At 71.8% G+C, this 5639-nt stretch carries 8 protein-coding genes; 3 read left to right on the top strand and 5 right to left on the bottom strand.

The genetic code is table 11. The features are described from left to right. A partial coding sequence (locus DW306_RS11475; RefSeq protein ID WP_136055726.1) for a nitronate monooxygenase occupies positions 1–653 on the bottom strand: 653 nt, incomplete at its 3' end. 143 nt (positions 654–796) lie between these two features. Between DW306_RS11475 and DW306_RS11470 the strand changes: the two genes are divergently transcribed. Together DW306_RS11470 and yidC are read left to right on the top strand one after the other, a co-directional pair. Continuing rightward, a complete protein-coding gene (locus DW306_RS11470; protein WP_136055725.1) occupies positions 797–1069 on the top strand; it encodes a DUF6412 domain-containing protein in 273 nt (90 codons plus the stop codon). A 96-nt stretch (positions 1070–1165) separates the two neighbouring features. Then, positions 1166–1924: a membrane protein insertase YidC gene (gene yidC / locus DW306_RS11465; protein ID WP_136055724.1), complete on the top strand. Its 759-nt coding sequence runs from the start codon at positions 1166–1168 to the stop codon at positions 1922–1924. Between the two features lie 65 nt (positions 1925–1989). On the opposite strand, the gene DW306_RS11460 is transcribed toward yidC, so the two are convergent. The 3 genes from DW306_RS11460 to DW306_RS11450 form a co-directional block, all read right to left on the bottom strand. Further along, the gene (locus DW306_RS11460; RefSeq protein WP_136055723.1) at positions 1990–2907 is read right to left on the bottom strand and encodes an EamA family transporter; all 918 of its coding nucleotides are present in this window, start codon (positions 2905–2907) and stop codon (positions 1990–1992) included. Positions 2908–2970: 63 nt separating this feature from the next. Continuing rightward, positions 2971–3855 carry an SDR family oxidoreductase gene (locus DW306_RS11455; protein ID WP_136055722.1) on the bottom strand — a complete coding sequence of 295 codons (885 nt, stop codon included), beginning with the start codon at positions 3853–3855 and terminating at the stop codon, positions 2971–2973. 127 nt (positions 3856–3982) lie between these two features. Next, positions 3983–4330 (bottom strand): ATP-dependent DNA ligase, encoded by a 348-nt coding sequence (locus DW306_RS11450; RefSeq protein ID WP_136055721.1) that lies wholly within the window; start codon positions 4328–4330, stop codon positions 3983–3985. 158 nt (positions 4331–4488) lie between these two features. Between DW306_RS11450 and DW306_RS11445 the strand changes: the two genes are divergently transcribed. After that, positions 4489–5058, top strand: coding sequence for a hypothetical protein (locus DW306_RS11445; RefSeq protein WP_240747165.1), 570 nt, complete (start codon positions 4489–4491; stop codon positions 5056–5058). Between the two features lie 132 nt (positions 5059–5190). Here the strand turns inward: DW306_RS11445 and DW306_RS11440 are convergent. Beyond that, on the bottom strand, positions 5191–5639 hold a 449-nt coding region (locus DW306_RS11440; RefSeq protein WP_168429306.1), incomplete at its 5' end, for a zinc-binding dehydrogenase.

The following is a 5639-nucleotide window of genomic DNA, read 5'->3' as shown; positions in this document are numbered from 1 at the left end:
TCGGCGATGCCGCCCGCGGCGATGACCGGCACGTCGACGGCGTCGACGACCTGCGGCACGAGGGCGAACGTGCCGACGAGCGACTCCTCGGCCGGCCGCAGGAACGACACCCGGTGCCCGGCGGCCTCCATTCCCGTGGCGACGATCGCGTCGACGCCGGACTCGGCGAGAGCTGCGGCCTCGGCCACCGTCGTCGCCGTGCCCACGATGCGGATGCCGCGGCGATGCGCCTCTTCGAACAGGTCGGCCGAGGGCACGCCGAAGACGACGCTCAGCACCGCCGGACCGATCTCCCAGACCGCCTCGAGCTGTTCGTCGAGCGAGGGCACGTACTGCTCGGGGCGGGCAGGGACCTCGACGCCGACGGCCTCGTAGAACGGCTCCAGCGCCTGCGCGAAGATCATGTGCTGCGCGTTCGGCGCGACCTCGTCGCCCGTGGGCAGCCAGATGTTGACCCCGTACGGGCGGTCCGTCGCAGCCCGCAGTGCGGCGCCGGTCGCACGGATGCGGTCGCCGTCGTATCCGTAGAGACCGAAGGAGCCGAATCCGCCGGCCTCGCTCACGGCCGCCGTGAGTCCGACGGAGGAGAGCCCTCCGAACGGGCCGAGGAAGATCGGATGCTCGATCCCGAGCAGCGCGCGCAGGTCACTCATGCTTCGAGCCTAGGTGCCGCCGGCTGCTTTCGAATCGCGCACCTGGTCGGCTATCGGACCGAAAACGGGCCAGTTGCGCGATTCGAATGCCGAGCCTGCTCCCCCGCCGCCGGTGATAATCTCGCGGGAGGAAGGGAGAGCGCGTGAGCGAGTGGTTCGGGCAGATGCTGAGCGTCGTCGCGACCGCGCTCGGGCTCGTGTCGATGCCGGATGCCGCGGCCCTCGGCCTCGCCATCGCCCTCCTCGCCGTGACCGCCCTCACGCTCGCCGTCGTGCTGAGCGTGCGCCCGGTCATCCGTTCCGACGAGCCGCATCCGCTGCGTGCGATCGACATCGGCACGCTGCTCGCGCAGAGCGATCCGGATGCCGCGGGCCACCCGCGCCCGCGAGCGCCGGGACCCGCGACCGCCGCGTAGTCCACAGGCAACGGGACGCCCTGACGGGGCCGTCCGTTCGCGGGGGACGACGCGGCTTTCGCCGACCCATCCCGACGCCTCGAAACGGACACTTCCATGGACCCCTTTGCCTTCCCTCCGCTCACCGCTCTCCTGAACGCCGCCTACGGAGCCCTCGCCGGGCTCTCCACGTTCCTCGAACCTCTCGCCGGAGCATCCGCCGCCGCCCTCGCCGTCGTGCTCGTCACACTGCTCGTCCGCGCCCTCCTCATCCCGGTCGGCATCTCGCAGGCCAGGGCCGAGCAGACCAGGTCGCGCCTGGCGCCGAAGCTGCGGGCCCTGCAGCGTCGATACAAGAAGAATCCGGAGCGCCTGCAGAAGGAGACGCTCGCGCTGTACCGCGAGGAGAACACCTCGCCGTTCGCCGGGATGCTGCCGGTGCTCGCGCAGGCACCCGTCGTCGGCATCCTCTACACGCTGTTCATCCGCCCCGACATCGCCGGACACGCCAACGACCTGCTCGCGCACGATCTGTTCGGAGCACCGCTCGGGCAGAGCCTGGTCTCGGCCGTGTTCGGCGGCACGATGACCCCGGCCACCGGTCTCGTCTTCGGCGCCCTGCTGGTCGTCATGATCGCGGTCGCCGAGGTCACTCGCCGTGTCTTCCGACCGACCCCGGTCGAGGGTGACGACTCGCCGATGAACTCGCCGACGATGCTGCGGATCGCGTCGGCGCTGCACTACCTGACCGCCGTGTTCGCGGTGTTCGTGCCGCTCGCGGCCGCGCTCTACCTCACGGTGACGGTCATCTGGACGCTCGTGCAGCGCATGGTGCTGCGGCGACGGTTCCCGCTGGCGGCGCCCGTGCGGGCCTGATCGCGGGCGGGAGCGCCCTTCGTCCGGTCGCTCCGCTCCTCGCTCAGGAACCGTGGGGCGACGTATCAGTCGGGCAGCGGGATCGGCGCCGTGAACGGGCCGGTCCCGCCGTCTCCGCGACGCTCCCGGCGCACGCCGAGCGTGGTGCCGACGCTGGCGGCGATCACGAGCACGACCGCCAGCATCCGCAGCACGGTGGCATCCTGGCCGAGGATCAGCCAGCCTGCCAGCGTCGCGAAAGCCGGCTCGAGGCTCAGCAGCACGCCGAACACGCGCTGCGGCAGGCGCCGCAGCGCCGCGAGCTCGAAGCTGTACGGGATGACCGATGACAGCACGGCGGTGATCGCGGCGAGGAGGAGCAGCTGCATGTCGCCCGCGACCACCGACACGGTGGGAACACCCACCGGCAGGAGCAGCACGGCGGCGACCACGAGTCCCATCGCGAGGCCGCTGCTGCCCGGGATCAGTGCCCCGACGCGGGCGCTCATCCGGATGTACATGATCCAGAAACCGGCCGCGATGAGGATGAACAGCACCCCGAGGGGGTCGAGTGGCTCGGCGCCGATCAGGCCGTCGATCCCCAGCAGCGCCATGCCGACGAGGGCGACGCCGACCCACGCGGCATCCGCGAGCTTCCGGGTCAGGACGGCGGCGAGCACGAGTGGTCCGAGGAACTCCATGGCCACCGCCGGCCCCAGGGGAATCCGGTCGATCGCGGCGTAGAAGAAGCCGTTCATCGCCGCCAGCGAGACCCCGAAGAGGGTCGCGGCCAGCCACTGACCGCGCGTCCAGCGGCCGGGGCGCGGGCGCACGATGACGACCAGCAGCAGCGCGGCGATCGCGACGCGCAGCGACGTCACGCCCCACGGTCCGAGAACCGGGAACAGCTGCGCGGCGACGGCGGCGCCGAAGGGCAGCGAGAGGCAGGAGCCGACGACGAGGGCGACGCCCACGAGGGGGCCGGATGCCGTGGGCTTCTGCACCAGCCCAGCCTAGGCCGGATCGCGTGCGGCGCCCGGCGGCCCCGGACCCTCAGCCCCGCGGCGTCAGAGGGCCTTGCCGCCCGTCACCGCGATCACGGCACCCGTGACGTACGACGACTCCGCAGAAGCGAGGTGAACGTATGTGCCGGCGAGCTCGGCGGGCTGACCGGCGCGCCCGAGAGGCGTGTCGGCGCCGAAGGTGGCCAGGCGCTCGGCATCCCACCCGGTCGCGGGGATCAGCGGCGTCCAGATCGGTCCGGGTGCGACCGCGTTGACACGCACGCCCCTCGGGCCGCCCTCCTCGGCGAGCGCCTTGACGAACGCGACCTGCGCGGCCTTCGTCATGGCGTAGTCGATCAGGCCCGGCGACGGGGCGGACGACTGGATCGACGAGGTGACGATGATGCTCGCCCCCGGCTCCAGGTCGGCGAACGCGGCGCGCGCCGTCACGAGCAGGCCGACGAGGTTCGTGTCGAAGACGCGGCGCATCCGGTCGGTCTCGAGGTTCTCGAAGCCGTCGATGTCGTGCTGATAGGCGGCGTTCAGCACGAGGATGTCCAGCCCGCCGAGCGCGCTCCGCGTCTGGGCGACGATATCGGTGGCGAAGGCCTCGTCGCGCACATCTCCGGCCAGGCTCAGGCCCGTGCGGCCGGCATCCCGCACGAGGGCCAGCGTGGCGTCGGCATCCGCCTGCTCCTCCGGCATGTGCGCGATCGCGACATCGGCGCCCTCACGGGCGAAGGCGATCGCGACGGCACGGCCGATGCCGGAGTCGCCGCCCGTGATGAGCGCACGGCGGCCTTCCAGACGGCCGTGTCCGACGTAGCTCTCTTCGCCGTGGTCGGGCGCCGGTTCGGTCTTCGCGGTGAGACCCGGCTGGTCCTGATGCTGCGCGGGGAACCCCTCGTCGCGGTGGGCGTGCCGGGGGTCGGGTGTGCTGTCGGCCATGATGGCTCCTCGTCTGCTCGGCGTGCGCTCGAGCAGGCATGCGCCCGAGCGTCTGCCTCGAGGCTCCCCGACGACCCGCAGCACGGGCAGGGGGTTGACAGCGAGCGGCGCCGGAGCGAGTGCGACGCTACGCGGGTGCGGCGACCGCGGCTTCTCCGGATGCCTGCGACTCGCCCGTCTCGGAGGGCTCCGGAACGAGGTAGAGGCCGCTCGGCGCGTTCGCCGTGAAGGCGAGGGCCTCGATCCAGGCGCGGTTGATGGCGGGCTGCCTGCTGCCGAAGTACTTGAAGACGAGCGAGCTGCCCGGCTGGATCCAGACGGTCGTGCGTCCGCCGCCGACACTGGAGTCCTCGCGCCAGCTGAAGGGGAAGGGCTCGCCGCGGCGGAGCTTCGCCGTGATGACCAGCTGGAGGTGGGTGAGGGCGCGGTCCTCGATCTCGGTCTTCACGCCGCCCTCATAGATGAACTTGCCCATGTGCCCCTCGGTTCGCTGTGCGAAGTATCGGATCCCGCTCGCGAGGTTCACTCTATCGCGGCGACCCCTTCGATGGTCGGTCGGAGGGAAGTCAAGCCCCTCCGAAGAACACCCGCTCCGCGCTACGTTGGTGACAACGACCGAGGAGGCCACTCGCCATGAATGCACGACACATCGACGACCGCTCCGACGAGGGCTACACCCCCACGACCACGCACGCCGAATGGGGCGCCGGCAACCCGCTCCTGCGCATCACCCGCGACGACGAGCGCACCGAGTTCGCCCTCGAGGCCGACCTCGTGCGCATCGGGTCCGCCGAGGGCAACGAGCTGCGCCTGGCCGACACCGATCCCGTCCACGCCACGATCACGCACGACGAGCGCGATGAGTACGTGCTGACGCTGCACGGCGACGGCGAGATGAACGCGAACCCGGCTGCCGACGCCACGCACGAGGGCGACGCGACGGAGACGCTGCGCACCGGCGCACGGTTCACCGCCGGCCCGTGGACGCTCGTGTTCGCCCGGGAGGAGTTCGCCGACCACGGGCGCCCCTTCGGCGGACGCAAGGGCGGCGAGCTCTCCGACCAGCCGCTGCAGCCGCCCCGCCCGGACTACGAAGCCGGCGAGTCGCCGACGCCCGCCGACGAGCCGCTTCCCGAGGAAGCCGACTCCAGCGAGGGACCGCAGTCGAACGAACCGCAGGGAGCCCCGGACCGCGGAATCTGACCGCACCCGCGCCCCGCGCCCCCGCGCCCCGCGCCCCCGAAGCTCGCAGAACGACACGAATCTCGCAGGGATCGACCTGATCTCTGCGAGATTCGTGCTGTTCTGCGAGATCTCTGCGGGAGCGCGCCGAGCTCAGCGTCCCGGGACCAGCCCGATGCGCAGCGGTGCGTCACGTGCAGCGGCGTCGATGAGCGCGTCGTCGATGTCGAGAAGAGGCCGCACGGCACCGACCGCATCGGCGAACGGATAGGCGCGACCGCGGCCCGCCAGGAATGCGACGGCCTCGGCCAGTTCCGCTCCCGTGTAGTTGTGGATGCCGGCGACCGTGACGAGTCGCCGCACGATGCTCTCGGCGTCGAACGGCACCGGATCGGTAGGGAAGACGCTGCCGACCAGAACGACCGTGCCGCCGACCGCCACCCCGTCGAGCGCGTCGACGACGGCATGCCCCGAGGCCTCGATCACCACGTCGGGCTCTCCGGCGAGCGACGTCGCGCCGAAGCGTTCGGCCATGGCCCGGCGCGCCGGGTTCGGGTCGAGCACCTCGACCGTCGCCCCGTGCTCCGCGGCGATGGCCGCGG

The organism is Microbacterium sp. K24, from assembly GCF_004794465.1.
Taxonomy (GTDB): Bacteria; Actinomycetota; Actinomycetes; order Actinomycetales; family Microbacteriaceae; genus Microbacterium.
Note: the sequence above shows the minus strand (reverse complement) of the source record. Positions and strands in the feature narration are given on the sequence as shown.

What these genes read in the sequence shown, in the direction of transcription:
- yidC (WP_136055724.1), top strand. Translation starts at nt 1,166, where the DNA reads ATGGACCCCTTTGCCTTCCCTCCGCTCACCGCTCTCCTGAACGCCGCC.
- DW306_RS11455 (WP_136055722.1), bottom strand. Translation starts at nt 3,855, where the DNA reads ATGGCCGACAGCACACCCGACCCCCGGCACGCCCACCGCGACGAGGGG.
- DW306_RS11450 (WP_136055721.1), bottom strand. Translation starts at nt 4,330, where the DNA reads ATGGGCAAGTTCATCTATGAGGGCGGCGTGAAGACCGAGATCGAGGAC.
- DW306_RS11445 (WP_240747165.1), top strand. Translation starts at nt 4,489, where the DNA reads ATGAATGCACGACACATCGACGACCGCTCCGACGAGGGCTACACCCCC.